At 44.0% G+C, this 20,164-nt stretch carries 18 protein-coding genes; 10 read left to right on the forward strand and 8 right to left on the reverse strand.

Annotated elements, in window-relative coordinates; all coding sequences use genetic code 11:
• The first annotated feature begins 210 nt into the window (after positions 1-210).
• A complete protein-coding gene (locus tag RH88_RS04485; RefSeq protein ID WP_005593750.1) occupies positions 211-396 on the forward strand; it encodes a hypothetical protein in 186 nt (61 codons plus the stop codon).
• Here RH88_RS04485 and RH88_RS04490 read toward each other — a convergent pair.
• The 3 genes from RH88_RS04490 to RH88_RS04495 form a co-directional block, all read right to left on the reverse strand.
• Positions 368-1,216, reverse strand: a complete 849-nt coding sequence (locus tag RH88_RS04490; protein ID WP_005593751.1) for an HNH endonuclease — start codon at positions 1,214-1,216, stop codon at positions 368-370. The genes RH88_RS04485 and RH88_RS04490 overlap by 29 nt on opposite strands.
• A gap of 208 nt (positions 1,217-1,424) precedes the next feature.
• The gene (locus RH88_RS23825; protein ID WP_005593753.1) at positions 1,425-1,658 is read right to left on the reverse strand and encodes a topoisomerase DNA-binding C4 zinc finger domain-containing protein; all 234 of its coding nucleotides are present in this window, start codon (positions 1,656-1,658) and stop codon (positions 1,425-1,427) included.
• 311 nt (positions 1,659-1,969) lie between these two features.
• Positions 1,970-2,728 carry a DeoR/GlpR family DNA-binding transcription regulator gene (locus tag RH88_RS04495; RefSeq protein ID WP_005593755.1) on the reverse strand — a complete coding sequence of 253 codons (759 nt, stop codon included), beginning with the start codon at positions 2,726-2,728 and terminating at the stop codon, positions 1,970-1,972.
• Positions 2,729-2,983: 255 nt separating this feature from the next.
• Here RH88_RS04495 and ltnD point away from each other — a divergent pair, with 255 nt between their 5' ends.
• The 6 genes from ltnD to RH88_RS04525 all read left to right on the forward strand — a co-directional run bounded on the left by ltnD (position 2,984) and on the right by RH88_RS04525 (position 9,098).
• The gene (gene ltnD / locus RH88_RS04500) at positions 2,984-3,889 is read left to right on the forward strand and encodes an L-threonate dehydrogenase (protein WP_005593756.1); all 906 of its coding nucleotides are present in this window, start codon (positions 2,984-2,986) and stop codon (positions 3,887-3,889) included.
• A gap of 2 nt (positions 3,890-3,891) precedes the next feature.
• The gene (gene otnK / locus RH88_RS04505) at positions 3,892-5,148 is read left to right on the forward strand and encodes a 3-oxo-tetronate kinase (RefSeq protein ID WP_005593757.1); all 1,257 of its coding nucleotides are present in this window, start codon (positions 3,892-3,894) and stop codon (positions 5,146-5,148) included.
• The gene (gene otnC / locus RH88_RS04510) at positions 5,145-5,777 is read left to right on the forward strand and encodes a 3-oxo-tetronate 4-phosphate decarboxylase (protein ID WP_005593758.1); all 633 of its coding nucleotides are present in this window, start codon (positions 5,145-5,147) and stop codon (positions 5,775-5,777) included. Before otnK ends, otnC begins: the two co-directional genes overlap by 4 nt.
• Positions 5,777-6,553, forward strand: a complete 777-nt coding sequence (gene otnI, locus RH88_RS04515) for a 2-oxo-tetronate isomerase (RefSeq protein WP_005593759.1) — start codon at positions 5,777-5,779, stop codon at positions 6,551-6,553. The genes otnC and otnI overlap by 1 nt, the downstream gene beginning before the upstream one ends.
• Before the next feature lie 71 nt (positions 6,554-6,624).
• A complete protein-coding gene (gene denD, locus RH88_RS04520) occupies positions 6,625-7,593 on the forward strand; it encodes a D-erythronate dehydrogenase (RefSeq protein WP_005593760.1) in 969 nt (322 codons plus the stop codon).
• Positions 7,593-9,098: a GntP family permease gene (locus tag RH88_RS04525; RefSeq protein WP_005593761.1), complete on the forward strand. Its 1,506-nt coding sequence runs from the start codon at positions 7,593-7,595 to the stop codon at positions 9,096-9,098. Before denD ends, RH88_RS04525 begins: the two co-directional genes overlap by 1 nt.
• 252 nt (positions 9,099-9,350) lie before the next feature.
• Here RH88_RS04525 and RH88_RS04530 read toward each other — a convergent pair whose 3' ends face one another.
• From RH88_RS04530 to dsrO, 3 genes are read right to left on the reverse strand one after another with little or no spacing between them, the layout of a single operon-like run.
• On the reverse strand, positions 9,351-12,443 hold the full coding sequence (locus tag RH88_RS04530; protein ID WP_005593762.1) for a tetrathionate reductase subunit A: 3,093 nt from the start codon (positions 12,441-12,443) through the stop codon (positions 9,351-9,353).
• Positions 12,444-12,460: 17 nt separating this feature from the next.
• Positions 12,461-13,558, reverse strand: a complete 1,098-nt coding sequence (gene nrfD / locus RH88_RS04535; RefSeq protein WP_005593763.1) for an NrfD/PsrC family molybdoenzyme membrane anchor subunit — start codon at positions 13,556-13,558, stop codon at positions 12,461-12,463.
• Positions 13,555-14,322 (reverse strand): sulfate reduction electron transfer complex DsrMKJOP subunit DsrO, encoded by a 768-nt coding sequence (dsrO, locus tag RH88_RS04540; RefSeq protein ID WP_005593764.1) that lies wholly within the window; start codon positions 14,320-14,322, stop codon positions 13,555-13,557. Before dsrO ends, nrfD begins: the two co-directional genes overlap by 4 nt.
• Before the next feature lie 171 nt (positions 14,323-14,493).
• Between dsrO and RH88_RS04545 the strand changes: the two genes are divergently transcribed.
• Both RH88_RS04545 and RH88_RS04550 read left to right on the forward strand, forming a co-directional pair.
• On the forward strand, positions 14,494-16,359 hold the full coding sequence (locus RH88_RS04545; RefSeq protein WP_005593766.1) for a sensor histidine kinase: 1,866 nt from the start codon (positions 14,494-14,496) through the stop codon (positions 16,357-16,359).
• Positions 16,360-16,965, forward strand: a complete 606-nt coding sequence (locus RH88_RS04550) for a response regulator transcription factor (protein WP_005593767.1) — start codon at positions 16,360-16,362, stop codon at positions 16,963-16,965. It abuts the gene before it with no gap.
• 348 nt (positions 16,966-17,313) lie between these two features.
• Here the strand turns inward: RH88_RS04550 and RH88_RS04555 are convergent, their stop codons facing one another.
• Positions 17,314-17,646 carry a tRNA-binding protein gene (locus tag RH88_RS04555; RefSeq protein ID WP_005593768.1) on the reverse strand — a complete coding sequence of 111 codons (333 nt, stop codon included), beginning with the start codon at positions 17,644-17,646 and terminating at the stop codon, positions 17,314-17,316.
• Between the two features lie 196 nt (positions 17,647-17,842).
• On the opposite strand from RH88_RS04555, the gene RH88_RS04560 reads away from it, so the two are divergent.
• The gene (locus RH88_RS04560) at positions 17,843-18,841 is read left to right on the forward strand and encodes a substrate-binding domain-containing protein (RefSeq protein WP_005593769.1); all 999 of its coding nucleotides are present in this window, start codon (positions 17,843-17,845) and stop codon (positions 18,839-18,841) included.
• A gap of 216 nt (positions 18,842-19,057) precedes the next feature.
• Here RH88_RS04560 and galM read toward each other — a convergent pair whose 3' ends face one another.
• Entirely contained in the window at positions 19,058-20,137 is a 1,080-nt protein-coding gene (galM, locus tag RH88_RS04565; RefSeq protein WP_005593770.1) for a galactose-1-epimerase, read from the reverse strand.
• Between the last annotated feature and the right edge of the window lie 27 nt (positions 20,138-20,164).

Below are 20,164 nucleotides of genomic sequence, written 5' to 3' on the forward strand. Positions count from 1 at the left end.
TGAAACTTATTTTGTTTTTAACTGCTTGCAATGTACAACACCACACACAATGATACAATCAAAATGATTACATCATTAGCCAGGTATTGATTAGATCAGTTTCCCTAAGCTTTTCTTATTAGCTAATCAATAAATGTGATCCTCAGCTCGATTAACACTCAACAGCATGCCTCTCAGGTAGAAGTCAGTTATCGCTATCAAAGAAAGCATATGTCTAATTACAAAGAGCTAAAACGTCGCCAACGAACTGAACGTGACATGTATTCTCAGAACCTTAGCCTACGTGTCCATCGAGCCTTGATCTGGCTGAATAAGTCAAAACTTTGTGATGATGAACTGTATAAATCACAACAAGCTGAGACGTCAATTAAGGACATTGAGAATCATCGTCACTAACAAACAGTTCGTTAATAATCGCTATATAACGCTCAGCCACTGCGCCCACTTCCCTATACGCCATCTCTAGGATCATTTGAATTTGTTCATTATCTTTTAGAGACACATAGTTCTTTTCATCCATATATGATTCAATAAACGCGATTCGCTGTTCATCATCACCCAAAAACTCTCGAAAATCTTTGCTTGCTTTGGCGCTGTTACACTCTTTACAGCTTGGAACTAAGTTGCCAAGCTTGTGTTCTCCTAAATAGACCTTATTAATAGGAATAGCATGTTCAATCACAAGATCCTTTGCCTCGCTACAATACGCGCACTGGTGATTAAAATAGGCTTTGGTCGCTTGCCAATCTTCTTCAGAAAACTGTTCTGCACCTATGTTACTAAGAATATTTCTTACTAATAAATTCTGAGCGTTACCTATCGCATTGCCACGATATCGGCTGTCTATTTTTGAACTTCGGGCTGACACCTTTTGTCTAGATGACACTTTAGCGCATAATCGCAGCTCATTAAGCTGAGACTCATCATAATCAATACCAATTCGTTTTAGATAATTAACAAAATAAACCGCATCTTTCTTATACCACTGGCTACAAACGCGTACTGTTTTCCCGCGTACCAAGTAGATATTTGTCCAGTAACGTTTTGATATTTCGGAAGAAAGAGAATTCTTTTCAACCAGAAATGAAAAGTTGATATTAAATGTTCGCTTAGAATAATCAGAATCACAAAGTCGCTCGAACTCTTTCTGGTCATTTTTCTCACAATACTCTATAACTTGAGGTAAAAATGACTTTACTAATTTACCGACTTTCATGTACTAGCCTCAATCAGAGTGAACTCGCTGTGCTGTTAAGTGTATAGCCACAGTTCTTATCTGCTTTTTTCGATATATTGTACAGCCTCAGAATGCCCCGTTATGCCCTTTCCTCAGCTTCATTTCACTGCCAAATTTTTACACACCGGACGAATATCACCACATTCCTCATTAATACATATCTGATAGCCTGGCTTAATCATGCTGCTCATGGGGTTTCCGCACTGATCGCAAGGGTTACCTTGTTCTTGCAAGGAGGGTAGAAAGAGCAAGATAAAAACTTACCATACCGGCTCACTCGTTCTTTTAAAATTCCTGTTTTACAACTGCTACACGAAATCTGCTCAAACAACTTTTGTACAAATGACGCATCAAATTCGTCAGTATCTAACAAGTATCGATGCTTTATCAGCTCAACAACAAAGTCACTCACATCGGTCATATCAGCCAGCAGATAAACCTAGTATTCCGCCCTTATTAAAGCAACAAGCAAGGACAGAATCGCATGGTGTTCACATCAGAATGTGAAGGTCACTGACTTACATTTGAACAAAACCTTGCTACGAATCCCATAAGACTGAAACTTTTTGAATAGCACCTCCTAAGAGAAAGCATCGTAATTGCCTCCAAATTGATGGTCAGTTTCACTCATCTATTAGATACAAACCAATAACAAGAATTCTTAAAACTTAGTGTCTCTATGTACTAATGGTCTATGGGTGGCCTAGCTTAAACTTTGCTTTTTAAACTCATTTAGGGTTGCAGAATGCTTATCCCTTTCTCTTTCAATTCATTGCCAACTGCGGGGGAAAGATTCTCATCAGTCACTACAACGTTAAACTCTTCAATATCTAAAGCGTGGAAAACTCCGATTTTTCCATACTTTGATGAATCAGAAACAAGCACAACGGTTTGAGCCGATTTTGCGATCGCTTTTTTAACAATAACTTTGGGCTCGCTAGGGGTTGAGATACCCTTTAGATTCCATGAAGACGTCGAAACAAAAGCGATATCAATATTCATACCCTCTAGAAAATCCGCTACCTTGCTGCCAATGCTCGATTGATTTTCGCGATCGATACGTCCACCTGTATGGTAAATCTCGGTTGCGCTATGTTGCATCAAGTAGTTTGCTATCACAAAATCATTAGTGACAACCAATAGATCAGAACGTGATGCCAATTCTCGTGCGATTTCAAGCGTGGTCGTACCTGCATCTAGATAAACAGTGCTGTTTTCTTTGATCAAAGTGCTCGCTAGCTTTCCAATCCCCTCTTTCTCTCCGGAATGTTGAGCAGCTTTCGCCTCATGTGAGGCTTCATGATGTATCAGTTGGGTTAACTGCACACCACCAGAGACAGAAAGTACCTTACCTTTTTTCTCTAAAATGGCGATATCACGGCGAATTGTCATATGTGACACACTAAGCTGTTCAACCAACTCATTAATACTGATCACTTCTTGCTTAGAAAGTAATGCCAATATAGTTTTTTGTCGTTCTGCAGGGATCATTGGTTCTATTTTCACATCATTCAAACTTGTTGCTTATCATACCAGCCCCATCCAACTCTGTGAATATGTGTGAATTAATGTGAGTGGCAAGTCACTTTTAGCTCTCATTCCTTCTCTACATCGACAGAATTCATTTAAAAAATCCATTTTTGATAATTTTTGTGAATTTCGTGAGCTAAAACGCATCATTTAAAAACAATGTTCCCATATAATCACAACAAGAAACATAAATTAACATAACTTTGTGAGAAAAATATGAATGAACAAACCGTTAATTCAGTCGCTGTCATTGGCTTAGGTTCCATGGGGATGGGGGCTGCAAAGTCTTGTATTCGAGCTGGCCTTGATGTGTATGGGGTCGATCTCAATCCGACTGCACTTGAAGAGTTAGGTAATGCAGGTGCAAAAGCTGTCTCTACTGATGCAAATCAATTTGCACAAAAACTCGATGCTGTGCTGTTACTCGTCATTAATGCCAAGCAAGTAAAGTCTATTCTTTTTGATTCCGGACTTGCCAATAATCTAAAGCCTTACACCCCGGTGATGGTATCTGCCACCATCTCTGCCCAAGATGCCAAAGAGATAGAAGCGGGCCTTAAAGACCATAACCTCATTATGCTAGATGCTCCTGTATCCGGCGGTGCTCTGAAAGCCGAAGCAGGTGAAATGACAATCATGGCATCTGGTAGCATTCAAGCATTTGAAAAACTTGATCCAGTATTAAAAGCGACCGCAGGTAAAGTCTATAACATCGGCACTGAAATTGGTTTAGGTGCAACGGTGAAAATCATTCACCAACTTTTAGCGGGTGTTCATATTGCAGCAGGCGCTGAAGCAATGGCACTGGCGGCTCGCGCTAATATTCCATTAGATCTTATGTACGACGTAGTCACTAATGCCGCGGGCAATTCATGGATGTTCGAAAACCGCATGAAGCATGTTGTAGACGGTGATTATTCACCAAAATCCATGGTCGATATTTTCGTTAAAGACCTCAACCTCGTCACAGATACAGCGCAAGACCTTAAGTTTCCTCTTCCCTTAGCAAGCACTGCTCTCAACATGTTTACTTCTGCTAGTAATGCAGGCTTTGGTAAAGAAGATGATAGTGCTGTCATCAAAATCTTTAACGGTATTGAACTACCAGGCGTGGAGAAGTAACTATGTTATTAGGTGTTATTGCAGATGATTTTACTGGCGCTACCGATATAGCCGGTTTTCTCGTCGAAAATGGTATGCGAACGGTTCAGCTAAATGGTATTCCGGAAAACAATACATCCGTTGAAGCCGATGCAGTTGTGATCAGTTTGAAATCTCGTTCATGCCCTGTTGATGAAGCTGTTTCAGACTCATTAGCCGCACTGAACTGGTTACAATCACAAGGCTGTCAGCAGTTTTATTTTAAGTACTGCTCTACATTTGATAGCACAGCAAAAGGTAATATCGGACCGGTTACGGATGCATTACTTAAGACCCTTGATGAAGACTTTACGATAGTTTGTCCTGCATTACCTGTTAATGGCCGTACCGTGTTCAATGGTCATTTATTTGTATTGGGCGAGCCACTCAATGAGTCAGGTATGCGCAATCATCCCGTCACCCCGATGACCGATTCCAGTTTACTACGCTTAATGAATGCACAAGCCCAAGGCAAAACGGGGTTAGTGAATTATCAAGTAGTTGAAAATGGGGCTGATGCAACAACTACGCATTTTCAAGAGTTACGCCATCAAGGCTACCGATACGCTGTTGTTGATGCGTTTAACACTGAGCATTTAGTTACGTTAGGTCAAGCTGCCAAATCATTAAAACTGGTGACTGGCGGTTCAGGTTTAGCTACCGGCATTGCTAAAAACTGGGCGAACCATTTAGCGGATCAAAGCAAAGCTAAATCTACAGGTCTTCCTACTCAAGCGAAAAGCGTCATTCTATCAGGCTCATGCTCATTGATGACGAATAAACAAGTTGCAGAATATAAGACCAAAGCTCCTCACTTTTCTGTTGATGTAGAAGCGTGTTTGAGTAACGAACATTACGCACAACAAGTCAGTGAATGGGTCCTAACTCAGCTAGACACGCCTCTTGCACCGATGGTTTATGCAACAGCCGACTCAGACAAGCTGCATGAAATTCAACAACAATATGGCGCGCAAGTTTCCAGCCAGGCGGTCGAAAAATTCTTTAGCCAATTAGCTCACCAACTTCAAGAAGCCGGTGTACGTAACTTTATCGTCGCTGGTGGCGAAACATCAGGCACAGTAACCCAAAGTTTAGGCGTACAAGGGTTTCATATCGGCCCACAGATAGCTCCTGGCGTGCCGTGGGTCAAATCGTTAGATGGTTCTTTATCTCTGGCACTGAAGTCAGGCAACTTTGGCGATGAGCATTTCTTTGTTAAAGCGCAGGAGTTTTTTCTATGAATGAAGAACAAATTCGCCAGCAAGTCGTGGAGTTAGCCCGTTCGATGTTCGAACGTGGCTATGCCACAGGGGGATCCGGTAACCTTTCTGTCAAGTTGCCAAATGGCCATTTTCTTGCAACACCCACAGGCTCATCATTTGGGCGTTTAGTGGCAGAAGAGCTGAGTGTCGTAGACATTGACGGTAATCTTATTTCCGGCAAGAAAGCCTCAAAAGAAGTGGCGTTTCACTTAGCCTTATATCGCAATAATCCAAAATGTAATGCTGTCGTTCACTTACATTCGACTTATCTAACGGCATTGTCGTGTTTAAACAATCTCGACCATGATAATGCCATTAAACCCTTCACTCCTTACTACGTGATGCGCATTGGACAAATGCCCGTTATCCCATACCTAAAGCCTGGGCATCCTCAAATTGCCCAAGAACTAGGTAAACGAGCTGCTGACTATCGTGCGTTTTTACTCGCAAACCATGGCCCAGTGATCACCGGTGTGGATTTAGAAGATGCCATTGATAACGCTGAAGAGTTGGAGGAAACCGCTAAATTAATGTTTTTATTAAAAAATAATTCAATCAGGTACTTAACTAAAGATGAAGTTGCTGAATTATCAGGGAGTGGCAAATAATGGCTAAATTCGCAGCAAACTTAACCATGCTTTTTAACGAAGTGGATTTTCTCGAGCGCTTTGAGCAAGCACATCAATGTGGATTTAAAGCCGTAGAATACCTCTTCCCTTACGCGTATGAGCCGAAAGTGTTAGCGGATAAGCTCTCTCAATACGGGTTTGAACAAGCACTATTTAACATGCCTCCCGGTGATTGGGATGCAGGAGAACGAGGCTTTGCCGCTATCCCAGGACGTGAAGAAGAGTTCAAACAAAGCGTAGAAACTGCATTGTTATATGCCCAAGCGCTTAATTGTAAAAAAGTCCATGCGATGTCTGGCATTGTGGATGCAAAGTTCACTCGCCAACAACACGTTGAAACCTTCATCAATAATATCCGTTATGCGGCAGATAAATTCGCCAAGTATGACATTGAGCTGTTGATAGAACCGTTAAACAACCGCGATGTACCAGACTATTTCATCGCACATCAACGCGAAGCTGTTGAATTAATCAAACAAGTTGAACGACCAAATGTAAGGCTGCAGTTTGATCTTTATCACGCGCAAATTATGGACGGGGATTTAACCGTAATGATCCGCGATCTGGCTGATTACATTGGTCACGTTCAAATAGCCTCAGTACCCCTGCGCCATGAACCATCTGAAGGCGAAATCAACTATCCATATATCTTTGAACAACTCGACCTGGCGGGCTACCAAGGTTGGATGGGTTGTGAATACAAACCAAAACAAAGCACAAAAGAAGGCCTTGTTTGGGCTAAAAACTATTTATAAATGGACCTTGCAAGAGCGGTCAATTCATTGACCGCTTCTATAAACACAGTGTTATAAAAAAGGATTATATAATGAACATCATTATTACTGGCGGTGCTGGTTTCCTTGGCAGCATGCTAACTCACGCCCTACTGCGCGACTATCCACAAATTAAATCACTAAAAGTTGTTGATCAAATTGCCCTAGCAAGTTCAGCAATACATGATCCCCGAGTCGAATCTATCGTTGCGGATATTACAGATCCAAATGAAGTTAAGACATTGATCAATGCAAATACAACGCATGTTTTCCATTTGGCAGCGATAGTCTCAAGTCATGCTGAAGAAGACTTTGATCTTGGGATTAAAGTGAACCTAACAGCAACACAATTGCTCTTAGAACAATGCCGACAAGTAAATCCATCTATCCGTTTTGTCTTCTCTAGCTCCCTAGCGGTTTTTGGCGGAACTCTTCCATCTCGCATAGAGCCAATGACTGCAACTCAACCTAGCTCGTCATATGGCACTCAAAAAGCTATCTGTGAGTTATTGGTCAATGATTTTGGTCGAAAAGGACTAGTCGATGCTATCACTGTGCGTTTACCAACAATATGTATCCGTCCAGGCTCTCCAAATAAAGCGGCCTCATCATTTGTGAGTGGAATCATCCGCGAGCCATTGAAAGGCGAAAAGTCAAATTGTCCTGTAAATATAGATCTACCTTTATGGATATCGAGCCCTAAAACGGTCATTGATAACATCATTCATGCAAGCCAATTAAAAGCGGGATCTATAAAAGGTTTTCGTACTTTTAACCTTCCAGGGATACAAGTGACTCCTGAACTAATGCTAAATGTTATGGCTAAAACAGCAGGAGAGAATCGAGCTAAGTTAGTAACGTTCGAACCAGATTCAGCCATCGCTCGAATAGTGGCTAGTTGGCCTCAATCATTCAACAATAATGCAGAACTTGCTTTAGGTTTTAAAGTTGACGATAACTTTGAATCTATTATTCAGGCTTATTTAAGCCAATACCCAATTCTTGAAATGGAGGCTGTCTAATGTTACCAACTTCTGTTATTGGCTTAATTGTCGCAGTTTTTGTTTTGATTTTCCTAGTTCTAAGAACTCGAGTACACGTCCTTATCGCAATGCTAATCGCGGCGTGTATTGCAGGCTTGATTGGAGGACTTAGCGTTGACGACACCATGTCGGCTATAAGTAGTGGATTTGGAGGTACCTTAGGTGGCATAGGTATAGTTATCGGACTAGGTGTCATGATGGGCGCAATTCTAGAAACATCTGGAGCTGGTGAATCAATCGCTTATCATTTCATCAAATGGCTAGGTAAGAAAAAGGAAGAAACAGCTCTTGCAATCACTGGTTATATTGTCAGCATTCCGGTATTTGTTGATAGCGCACTGATTATTCTATTCCCAATTGCTAAATCTCTGGCTAAAACATCCAATCGTTCCATTCTAACTTTAACTGTGGCATTGGCCGGGGGCTTAGTTGTAGCCCATCACTGTATTCCCCCGACACCCGGTCCATTAGGCGTTGCAAGTATTTTTGGTGTCGATATAGCTTCGATGCTAGGTCTTGGCCTTCTTGTCGCTTTACCATCGGTATTTGGCATTGTGCTTTATGCTCGCTGGCTTGAAAATCATTTCCCTGAATATATGACGCCTCCTAGTCTGACAAATGAAACTAACGATCTAAGAAAAGTTCACGATGATTATATGGCATCTAAAGAATCAAAAAATTTACCATCATTAACTTATTCTATTATGCCAATCGTCGTACCTATCCTGCTAATTTTGATAAATTCTTTAGTCGGTCTTGCTGAAACACAATTTGGTTTAGAAGGATTATCTCAAAGCGCTTTGGGCGCAACCATAAAGTTTTTAGGGAATCCGATGGTCGCCTTATCAATCAGTACATTATTGGCGATATATACACTGACACCTTATTTAGATAAAGAGACGACAACCAACAAACTAGAAGAAGGCATTTCCACGGCTGGTATCATTTTGTTGGTAACTGGAGCTGGTGGTGCTCTTGGTGGAGTCTTACGCGAATCTGGTGCTGGTGCTGAAATAGCAAACCAGATAGCCGCAATGTCGATATCACCGATAATGATCCCATTTATAATTGCGACTCTGGTTCGAGTGATTCAAGGTAGCGGAACCGTATCAATGATCACCGCGGCCTCGATCTCTGCCCCTGTACTAGCTGAAATACAAGGCGTAAACATGTTGTTCGCCGCTTCAGCAGCAACTATGGGTAGCCTGTTTGCTGGCTATTTCAACGACAGCTTATTCCATATTGTAAATCGATTAATGGGTGTAACAGAAGTACGTAAGCAATTGGTAATTTGGACCATTCCAACAACGATCGCTTGGTCAATTGGCGGAGCATTGATCATGACCCTAAATTTACTTATAGGCACTCATGGAAGTTGGTTTGATCCTGTGATTCCTTTGTTATTTTTAGCAGGATGCTGTTACTTTGTTAAATCACAAAATCGCCTTCGAGCACAAGAAGTACTTCTACATAAATCTGTTTAAAACAGTATTACTTTTAAACGCTATATTCTGTGACTCATAAAATGCTAATACTTAGGGCTTTATGACTTCGCATTTAGCTTATATTAATGCCTATACTAGTCATTTTCGACAACTAAGGAACTAATGCCTATAGTAAGACTAGTACCCGGCAATTACTACCTTAGCTATGCCAGCAAAAAATAAAACAGCCTCGTCATTCAATTATGAAGAGGCTGTTTTATTAAATCTTCGAAAAGTAAGTTTACTTAAACGCTACACTTTCCTAATTTTGGCTGGAATTGATTGGCGTACCGCAGCACCAACTACCCAATCGAGCACTACACCATTGCCATCTCGAGTTGGATCTATCAAACCAATATCGTTAATGTTTACCCCATCTTGACCGTTTATTTTCACTGGTTGCTGCATGTCGCCAATCCAGTGTGCGCGTTCACCAAGTTCAGTGTGGCCAAAGCCATGTTCAAAACCAAGCGTGCCTCGTCTGATCCCAGAGACCACCATCGCCAACGCTGTGGTACTTGCAGTTGGCGTTTCAATAACAAACTGATCACCGGTTCGAATACCAGCATCCTTAGCGTCATTTGGATGAATGTAAACTGGGTTCACCCCTTTAATCGAATTTAGACGAGGCGATAAATTGGATACCGCGCTATGAATATTCGATTTGAAGTTAGTCAAACTAAACGGCCAATCTGCTTTGGGATATTGAGTATCCAATGGTGTACCGTCTGAGAGCTTTTGTGGATACCACGTTGGGCAACCGCTGTAAAACTCGCCTGTCATAGTATTTTTTGCACTACCTACACGTTCGTTCCAAATCGCAACAGGCCGAGTCCATTTATACTTCATCTGCTCACCTTGGTAAGCCTCAGTTGCATTCTCAAAGCGGCCACCACGAGCAAAAATGTACGCCACACGCTTCATCTCATCGGGTGTCAGTACTTTTTGCATACTTGGCATGAGGCGCTCTAGACCAGACCACGCGATATCTTCTGCACTCACTTCTGGAACACCACCTTTGATGTAAGCCAAGTTGGCCGCAGAACGAAGATAGAAATCTTCCGCGCTATGAATGCCATGCCACTGCCCTTGAGCATCTTTAATGGCTTGGTCGCCAAAGCCGCCAAGTTGCATCTTCTTCGCGACATCAATTAAGAAGTTTTCTAAGCAAACACTGCGACCATCAGCGGTCTTATCAGTGCGTGCTTCTACAATCGGCCAGCGAGCCGTCACAGTTTTCACCGGAACATCATGCCAAGGTGTTGCCATCCCCCAGCTCTCATAGGTCACCGTATCCGGCACGATGTAATCCGATAGCGCTGTGGTTTCATTGATGAATGCGTCAATCGAAACGATCAAACCAAGCTGTTTCGGGTCTTTCAGCTTGTCTTCCAACAACGTTTTTAAGCCTGGAACCCCATAGATTGGGTTCGCCATATGGTTAACCCACACCTTCACACGGTATGGATAACCATCAATGGCCGCAGATAGATGTTCCGTTAATAACGGCGCCGCAAACGGATACCAAGGCGCGCGAGTTGGATAAGGTGATTCACCCACAGCCACTCGACGTTTATATTCACTGGTCTTTTGATACGGGAATTTACTGCGGGAAAGGAATACGCCTTTTGGTGCAACTTTCCCTGCAAATTTGGTGAAGTCATAACGCGGGCCCGCAGCTGAGGTTGGGTATCCACCTGCTTTCGCCATCGCGCCACCTTTCATGTTGATGTTACCAATTAAGGCATTGAGCATCATGATGGTAAAGGCATTGTAGAAACCGTTAGTGTGCATATTGCCACCGTGGGTATCAACGACCGCTTTGGTGCCATGACTGGTGAAACGTTTTGCCAGCGCAATGATTTGATCAACAGGAACTTCACATTGCTCACTGTAGAAGTTCAAATCGTACTTAAACGCTTCTTCTTTTAAACACAGCAGCGACGACTTCACTCGAACAGAACCAGACGCAAGTTGCACGTATCGGTCTACGAACAATTCGGCGGCGCCCATTTGGCTATGCACACCGAACTCACCACTTTGCGCATCAACAATCACGTACGGATCGCTTTCCGATAGCACTTCGCCGTCAAAAGGCATTCCCATCTCCGACGCACGTAAGAAAGCGCCATGGCGAGGATGCGTCTCATCGCTGATCACCAGATGCGTCGCGTTACACCAATGTGCCGTGCCCGCTTGTTGCATCGCATTGACACCTGGTTGAGCTAGGAATGTTTTGTTGTAGCGCTCGTTTTCAAGGATCCATTGGATCATGCCCAACACCAAAGCTGAATCGCTGCCCGGTTTGATTGGCATCCAATGGTTGGTATCACCGGCGGCAAGGCTGGATGAACCAGCCGGCAGGCTTGGCGTAATGATTGTGTATTCTAACTTGCCTTCCGTACGCGCCTTTGCAAGCTGACGTGATTGACGCTTAAATGGATTACCCGCTTGCGCTGGCGACATACCGATAAAGATAATGTATTCCGCGTTATCAAAATCTGGCTTTAAGTGCGCGTTCTTATCCAAATCATTCATGAACGCGCCGCTACCCGCACGGAATGCATAACCACAATAAGAACCATGGTGGCCAAAGTTGCGAGTACCAAAGCTATTGAACGCGAAACGTTTAAAGATATCGTCACGTCCTTCGTTGCCGGCATTTGTCATCAGCAGTTGGTTCGCTTTTGGGCCATATTCTGGGTTTTGTGGATCGACTGGAGTAGTCAAATCACGAATGTCTTTGAGGCCTTCAACATAGCCTTCGCCAAATAAATCGCCGCCATTCACCACTTCATCAACCAGCTGTTCGTAGCTGATCGGCACCCATCTTCCTTCACCACGCTTGCCGACACGCTTAAGCGGCTGAGTGATCCGATAAGGGCTATTGCGAATTTCCAGCATGCCATTACCACGAGCACAGGCGGTAGAACGCCCTTCTAACCCTGCTTCCCCAGCCATGCCCAAATATGCCTTTTTAACGGGAGTTTCGAACGGAATGTGCTGATGATGGGAAAGAGGATGGTAAGGGTTACCGACAATACGTAAAATCTCATCGTTACGATTATCAATACGCACACGCAAGCCACACAGACTCCAACAACCAAAACACATCGATGGAGCAACACGTTGATTCGTGTTTGGAATAAGGTTGCCTTGTTGATTCACTTTGTATTCTGGTTCTAACGAGTTGCCATGGTGAATGTCACGTGTCTTTACGCCTGCGGTGCCGTGAACAGCCCCATCAACCATGTGTTTGGTGGTGGTTGCATACCCAGCAGCAAAGGCGCCAAGCCCTCCAACTGCAAGCCCTGATTTCAATAACTGACGGCGTTTATTATCCATAATGAAATCCTCTTAAATCAGTGTTGAGTGGTTGCAGAAGATGCAGTTTCACGTTTTGGTTGAATAAGCTCAGAAGCCAGTAACGCCAGCGCTATCCAAAGTCCAAACATACCGACAATGCCCAGTAAACCATTGCTGCCGAGTGGTAATTCATAAGGGTAAGGCCCCATGTCATAACGAGCGATAGTTTGCACCTCCATCATGGTGATCCAGCGAACCGCCCACGTCGCCGCAAGGGCAACAGCAGAAAAAAGCAATGTGCGCAGCAAACTATCGCTTACATCACGAAACGCAAATCGTGCCAATAACCCACTCATCAACAACAACGTTGCTATGAGCGCTATATACTTTAGCCACTCTGGTTGTGTGAAAAGTGAAAATGAAGTGTTGTTTGATGCCCAAATCAGCAGTAGCAATAGCCCCAATATCCCGCTCATCATGGTGGTTTGTTTTAGCAAACGGGTGTCGCCCATTGTCAACGTTTTGGTTTTTGATGGGATCAGAAGCCAAATCACTAGAGCAAAACCCACCGCGCCAATAAAAGCGGTCACAAACCAAAGCAAAGGCGACGCGGGTTGGTGCCACAGTGAGCGTGATTTCACCACCGCGATCTCAGCTCCGGTGTACAGCGCAATACTCAAACCGGAGATCACGGTAATGACGGCCATCGACACCATCAATTGGCGACTGGTTTGCCATTGACCAAGTGACAATTTAGACAGTAGTGGGAGCACTTTACCCGATTGATTGGCGAGGTTGATTAAGTCGTTACGCAGATACAACCACGCTGTCGCCACAGCTAAAGCGGAAAAGATCGGAAGGAAGATAGCGCCTAAAGACATCCACGACCAAGAAGAGAGATACGGGTAAAAATGCCAAGCACGCCCCGGTTGATGCAGATCCCCCGTTAACGCAAGTGGCCCAACAATCGCACCAATGGCTAGGGTTAACACCAACGCTGCGCGCAGTCGATGGCTGGTATGAGATTCAAACAATAAGGCGATTAAAAATAGAATGGCCGCAGCATAAGCCGAACCGATGTAGAAAAAATACTGTACCGCCCACGGTAGCCAAGCAATGGCCTGAGGTTGAACTAAGACTTCGGTAATGTTCATGCGCGCGCTCCTTGCGGATCATAAATCGCAGGCTGACCTTCGATGTGTTGGGTAAAACGTTCATTCATACCAATGTAGAACACATGGGGTTTGGTCTCTTCATTGGGCTTAAGCACTTTGAGATCGTCACGATGCTCATTCATCAAACGACTCACTGTACTACGAGGATCATTGATGTCGCCAATCACGCGCGCGCCACCTACGCAGGTTTCCACACAAGCAGGCAACAAGCCATTTTCAAGACGGTGAGCACAGAAAGTGCATTTGTCGGCGGTCAACGTTTCTTCATTAATAAACCGTACATCGTATGGACAAGCTTGTACGCAGTAAGCACAAGCCACACAGCGGCTGTTATCCACCATTACAATACCATCTTCACGTTGGTAAGTGGCTTGCACCGGACAGACAGCAACACAAGGCGGATTGTCACAATGGTTACATAGACGCGGCAGCATAAAAGACTTCACGTCCTCAGTGATAGATGAGCCATCATCGAGCGTGACTTCATACTGTTTCACTGTGGTACGGAACTGACCAATCGGCGCTTGGTTTTCAATACTGCAACCCACAGTACATGCCTGGCAGCCAACACATTTACGTAGATCCACCACCATCGCATAGCGCTTACCCACGTGACCTTTTCTGTCTGGCTCATTGTTATTTCTGATCACCGTACCTGCGGTTGCGGTACCTATCCCTGCGATTGGAATAAGTGCCGCGCCTGCCGTTACCGCACTGAGAAAACGACGTTTACTGGAATCCATACCTCACCTGCTAAGACTGAATAAAGCTTGCTGGTATTTTCTTCTCTTCCTTCTATTTGCTGATATTGTGGATTTCCACATACCGACATCAATGTTGATCTAAAACAAATATAGAATCCCTAATGTTGCTGTTATTCTGCTATTCCAAATAACAGGATAAAGAAGCTATTCATGAAGACAAAAATCGTAAACTTCGTTCGGTTGTGGATTGCGTTTGTCTTTCTTACCTCTGGCATTGCTTACGCACAGACGCAAAAGAATGCATTAGATTCACACACGGAACTCAAACCACAAATCGATGTGGGTGTGTTGGCGACGCGTGGCCATTTGTATGCTTATCAACGTTGGCAACCCACCATCGACTGGCTGAATCAACAAATCCCTCAAGTGAACTTAGTTCTCCACCCTCTTGATTTAGATGGCATGACGCAAGCGGTTGAACAGAAAAGCATGGATTTTGTTCTGACTAACCCCGGGCAGGCTGTGCGTTTAGGCCGTCAATACGCCCTTTCTTGGGTGGCAACACTCACCAGTCAAGCACCTGAATATTCTAATTATGGGATTGGTTCCTCTTTAATCGTTCGTGCCGACTCTCCCTACTTAACACTTGACGATGTGGCAGGCTTACCCATTGCCGCGGTATCTGAGAACGCTTTTGGTGGCTACCTCACGTTGCGCTACCAAGTAATAGAGCAAGGGCTTAATCCTAACGATTTCTTTTCTGATGTGCGTTATCTCGGTTTTCCTATCGACGCCAGTCTCTATCAACTGCGTGACCACAATATCGAGGCGGCAGTGGTACCTGCATGCCTTAAAGAGCACATGGAAAATGAAGGCTTGTTAGACAAAGGGCAATTACGTGTTCTCAGCCCTATCCATTTACCTCAAACAGAGTGCGTGGTGTCCACCCCGCTCTACCCCAATTGGTCATTGGCAAAAACTGAACGGGGCTCTTCTCAACTGGCCAAGCAAATTAGCCGCGCACTGCTGGCGATGCCCGAGAGTAGCCCGGCAGCGATTGCCGCTAGAGCATCGGGATGGACATCCCCTGTTAGCTTGCTGTCGATTGATAAGCTCTATCAAGCCATGGATTTGCATCCACTCCAACAACCATGGTGGAAAGAAGCACTGCGTTGGCTGCGAACTCATCAGGAGTGGGCATGGGCACTGTTCTTATTTGTCATAGTATTGAATATTTACCATTTCTGGTTGGAATATCGATTCAGTAAAAGCAAACACGCTTTAGAGAAAACCTTGCAGCGACTAAAAGAAAAAAGCGAGATGCTAGAGCACTCGCAACGCGTCGCGATTGTGGGAGAGTTGGGCAGCAGTTTGGCTCACGAGCTCAACCAACCACTGGCAGCGATTCGCAACTACAGTGAAGGTGGACTTTTACGTATGGCGAAAAATCGCCCCTATGAAGACATCGTACCGGTATTGGAAAAAATACAGCAGCAAGTTGAGCGCGCTGATGCGATTGTGTCTCGCCTACGCACCTTGATTAAAAAACGCAGTGTCGCAATAACAAACTTTAACTTAGAAGCGCTGATTTCAGATACTCTGGAGTTAATGCACTTCCGCCTGCAAAAACAAACGATTGAAGTTGTGCGCAGCACCGAAGGCCGTAGCCGACCTATCGAAGCGGATATTGTTGGCTTACAACAAGCCTTGGTTAATGTTATGAGCAACGCCATTGATGCCTGCGTGACACAGGCAGAACAGCATCCCGCACCTTATTCAGGTAAGATTGCGATACATACAGATTTTCAAGCGCAGAACGTATTTATTCGCATCATCGATAATGGCACAGGTTTACAACAACCCAACCCAACCGAAGCCTTTGTTAGCTCAAAACAGGAAGGACTGGGGTTAGGTTTATCGATTTGCCGAGATGTATTGGAAATGCATGGCGGAGAATTCGAAATACAATCTGTTGAACCACATGGTTGTATCGTTGAGCTGACCTTGCCCTATCAGGCAGTCAAATCGTTAGCCAAAAGCGCCGCTGCGCCAAAAGAAAGCATCAAGGACAGATAGATGAGTGACAAGCAATTACCGGTGTACGTCGTTGACGACGACGAATCAGTACGAGATTCATTGGCATTTATGCTGGAGGAATATGATTTTTGCGTCACTGCATTTTCTGATGGTCAGGCGTTTCTCGATGGTGTCGAGATTGAGCAAGCGGGTTGTGTGATCCTCGATAGCAGAATGCCCAATTTACGAGGCCAACAAGTGCATCAAATTCTTAATGAAGCTTGTAGCCCACTGGCGGTCATTTACCTCACTGGACATGGTGATGTGCCAATGGCTGTTGATGCAATGCAAGCTGGCGCGGTTAACTTTTTCCAAAAACCAGTAAAAGGGGGCGAGTTAGCACAAGCTATCTTGAAAGGACAAAGAGAGTCTGCCGCCAACTTAGACATCGCATTAGCGAAGAAAGCATATGAGTCACTCACCACCAGAGAAAAAGATATTCTGCACTTGATCATTGTAGGAAAACGCAATATTCGCATCGCCGATGAACTGTGTATCGCCATGCGCACCGTAGAGGTTCACCGAGCGAATTTACTGAAAAAATTCTCTGCCAAAACTGTAGCTGAACTCGCTTACACCTATGGGAAGATTGTACAGTCTAAATGAGGCGCTAGTGCTTTGTTGACTTTAGACATAAAAGCCCTTCCAAACTAGTGCCCATAACAATATATCACCATTAAATTCAACACATTATCATAAGCGTATGAATTAAGGTTACGCATAAATATGCTACTTGAAATTGGCTAAAGTCACACACCATAGATTTTCATTAGAGGCCAAAACATTACTAGTATGGTGAAGCTAACAACGACTAATTTTTTTCTTTTTTATAACCAAATGGATCTTTACTCAAACAGAAGTTGCATGTGCATAATTCCCGTGAGATCAATTCGCCACAACTTTTACATACTTTTCGTTTCATTGTTCACAATCGCCATTCTCAATAAACTCAAATTAAACAATTCGAATACCCGCTGACATGATACGTTCCGGAGTAAGCAATACGCTTTCTGAACCATCATCAGCTTCCGCGCATAACAGCATACATTCTGAATTCTGGCCTCTCATCTTGGCTTTCGCTAAATTACATAGCACAACAACCTGCTTGCCCATTAACTCTTCTTCTGTGTAGTAAGGCACTAGGCTAGTCACTGTTTGCAGCGTCTTTTCACCCACATCGACTTGCACAATGTAAAGCTTGTCCGCATTTTCATGACGCACAACCTCGATGATCTTACCCACACGCATTTCTAACTTAGCAAAGTCGCCATAAGAGACAGTATCCATTTATCACTTCCTATATTGATTGATTTCTATTCATAAATAATTTACTAAAATTAAGTAAAGTGTAAATGTTTACACTAGCACTAAGTCCAATAATTACAAGCGGTAAAGATCTCAATAATGGAAGTAAAATAAGAGTTTCATTGCCTTGCTCTCATTGTCGGTGTTAAATAAGCACAGTAATCAAATGAGGTTAAAAATGGCGACAATCAAAGATGTAGCAGAGGAAGCTGGTGTTTCTGTTGCAACCGTATCTCGAGTGATCAACAAATCCCCTAAGGCGAGTGCTAGTTCTATTGAATCTGTAACTAAAGCGATGTCTAAGCTTGGCTACCGTCCAAATGCCAATGCTCGCGCCCTGGTAAGCCAAAGCACCAATACCATTGGCGTACTCGTGGGTGATATTTCGGATCCTTTCTTTGGCACGCTCGTTAAATCGGTCGACAACATTGCAAGAGAAAACGGCAAACACATCTTAGTGAGCAATGGCTCTCATGACCGTGAAGAAGAGAAGCAAGCCATTGAACTTTTGATCAATAACCGCTGCGATTCACTTGTGATTCACTCAAAAGGTCTAACCGATGAAGAGCTGATCGGCTACGCCAAAGAAGTGAAAGGCTTGGTACTGATCAACCGCTATATCGAAGAGATTGCTGAACGTTGCATCTTCCTTGATAACAAGAAAGGCGCCTTCCTCGCGACTGAATATTTGGTTCGTCACGGTCATAAAAACATTGCCTGTATAGCCTCATCTTCAAGCATTGAAGATGCAAATGAACGTGTTGAGGGCTACCAAGCTGCTCTGAAAGAGTATGGCATTAAGCTATCTGAAAGCTATATTGAACACGCCCAGCCAACCAGTGATGGTGGCGAATATGCAATGACCAACCTGCTGACCAAATCCCTACCGATCACAGGTATTGTGGCCTACAACGACTACATGGCGGCGGGTGCCTTGTCGGTACTCGACGAGAACGGTATTCAAGCACCAGATAACATGTCGATCATCGGATTCGATGATGGCTTAATTGCCCGCTATGTTCACCCGAAACTGACTACGATTCGTTACCCAATTCAAATGATGGCTGAGAAAGCAACACGACTAGCCTTGAACCTAGCCAAAGGTGAATACACTTCGGCAGAACCAATGATGTTCTCTCCGACTTTGGTGCGCCGTAATTCGGTTGAAAAAATCTAAGTTCTGGTCTCTGACCAAATAGCAAACAAAAAAAGCCCTAACAGAATCGCTTCTGTTAGGGCTTTCTTACCTTACTCAGATCCTCACAATCGCGCTTAATAAACCGCACTCTTATTAAGCGCCACTTTTGCTCATCCCCCAAGAACAACGCGATAATTCACATCGTTCTATTCACAAGCAAAAGACGTTGGCGTAACCGCTTTGAGCTTGAGTGTACTAGTTTGAAGAATCCCCCGAAAATTCAAACTGGTAGCAGGTACTGTAGTTATATTCTTGTTCAGGCTTGAGAATACAACTGTCCTGCTTCCACTCTGGGTGGTTAGGAGAGTCAGGTAAGAACTGGGTTTCTAATGCCAAACCTGCGTAATCTTCATAGTTGCCACCACTTCGGTTTGGTGTACTACCAAGCCAGTTTCCGATGTATAGCTGCATCGCCGGTTTGGTCGAAAATACTTTTAAGGTAACTAGCGCATCTGGCGAGGTCACTGTCGCGGCACATTGGGTGCCTTTACAGCCGTCAGCCAATAAGAAAGAGTGGTCGTAACCCTTGGCTGATTTCTGCTGTTCATCACCTAAGAAACGCTCTGAGATCATCATAGGTTGATTGAAGTCAAAGCTGGTCGATTTCACCGATTTAAGGTTACCTAACGGGATACCTACCGAATTGGTCGGTAAGAACTGAGATGCGTTGATACTTACAATGTGAGACAAGCAGTCGTGCCCTGCTTCCGCACCAAGTAGATTGAAATACGCATGATTCGTTAGATTGACCACGGTAGGCTTGTCTGTGGATGCAGAATAATTAATAGAAACTCGATTATCTTCGGTGATGTCATAACGCACCGACACATTCAAATTACCCGGAAAACCTTGATCGCCATCCGCTGAGACCAAACTAAACACAACCGATGTTTCAGTCTGCTCAGTAATATTCCAACGACGTTTATCAAAACCATTCGGACCACCATGTAAGGTGTTCCCTGCTTGGTTGGTTTCCAGCTTATAAGTCTTGCCATCAATCTTGAAACGACCATTGGCAATGCGGTTAGCATAACGACCAACTGTCGCCCCCATATAACTGGCTTGCTTCTCGAAGTTATCCATTGAATTAACACCCAATAGCACTTCTCGTCGGTTTCCTTTTACTAGCAAGATACAGCTCAACCACGTTGCGCCAATATCCATGAATGTCACTTCCATGCCGTGTGCATTCGACAGTGTGACAAGCTGAGCAGGTTGGCCATCATAGGCTGCAGTTTCTGTCATGAGTTGATGCAGGTTCTGCGCTTGTGTCATTCTAAATTCCTTCTACTGCCAGTAATA

Origin of the sequence: Vibrio scophthalmi LMG 19158, from assembly GCF_000222585.1 — a bacterium.
GTDB lineage: Bacteria > Pseudomonadota > Gammaproteobacteria > Enterobacterales > Vibrionaceae > Vibrio > Vibrio scophthalmi.